Origin of the sequence: Helicobacter muridarum (assembly GCF_000765805.2) — a bacterium.
Taxonomy (GTDB): domain Bacteria; phylum Campylobacterota; class Campylobacteria; order Campylobacterales; family Helicobacteraceae; genus Helicobacter_A; species Helicobacter_A muridarum.
In genome coordinates, this window is sequence record NZ_JRPD02000068.1 from 1 (window position 1) to 596 (window position 596).

Genomic DNA, 596 nt, shown 5'->3' on the forward strand with positions numbered 1-596 from the left:
TTGATATACAATTCATCATCTATTCGGGTAACACATATTTGCTCTTCTCTTGGCATACCTTTCTGCACTAAAAGCCTGCAGTTAGGCGGTATTGTGGGCATCATAGAATCACCTCTAGCACTAATAATTGATAAATCTACAAATGAAGTAAGCCCAAAATATGAGCGTAAAAAGCCCTTGTCAAGCTCTATGTGGCTTGAAATATGCTCATCATTTATAAGCCCTGCTCCTGCGCTAGCATAGACATCATCATAAACGGGGATTTTAATAAAGTCGCTTGATTTTTGATTGCTGGATACTAAGGAATCATTGACGAATCCGATTGACGAATCACTTATGGACATATTGGGAGACATACTTTCTGATTGCTGGACATTTTTTTGCGACTTATGGACACTAGGAGACATTTTGGAATCATGACTAGGAGACATTTCCTTTTTGCTATGTAAAAACCTCTTGCAATCCTCAAGGATTTTACCCCTGACTACAAATATGACAAATTTGATTCTAATAATAAAGATATTTTAATCATTTCACTCCTTCAATATAACAAAGTAGATATTTAAGCTTTTGCTATGCAAAAGCATTAATCATAA

Annotated in this window: 1 protein-coding gene; it reads right to left on the reverse strand. The window is 35.4% G+C overall.

What is annotated here, in order from left to right; all coding sequences use genetic code 11:
* Nucleotides 1-431, reverse strand: a 431-nt coding sequence (locus LS73_RS09760) for a S24 family peptidase (protein ID WP_138070039.1), incomplete at its 3' end; no start/stop codon positions are given.
* Nucleotides 432-596 lie beyond the last annotated feature (165 nt).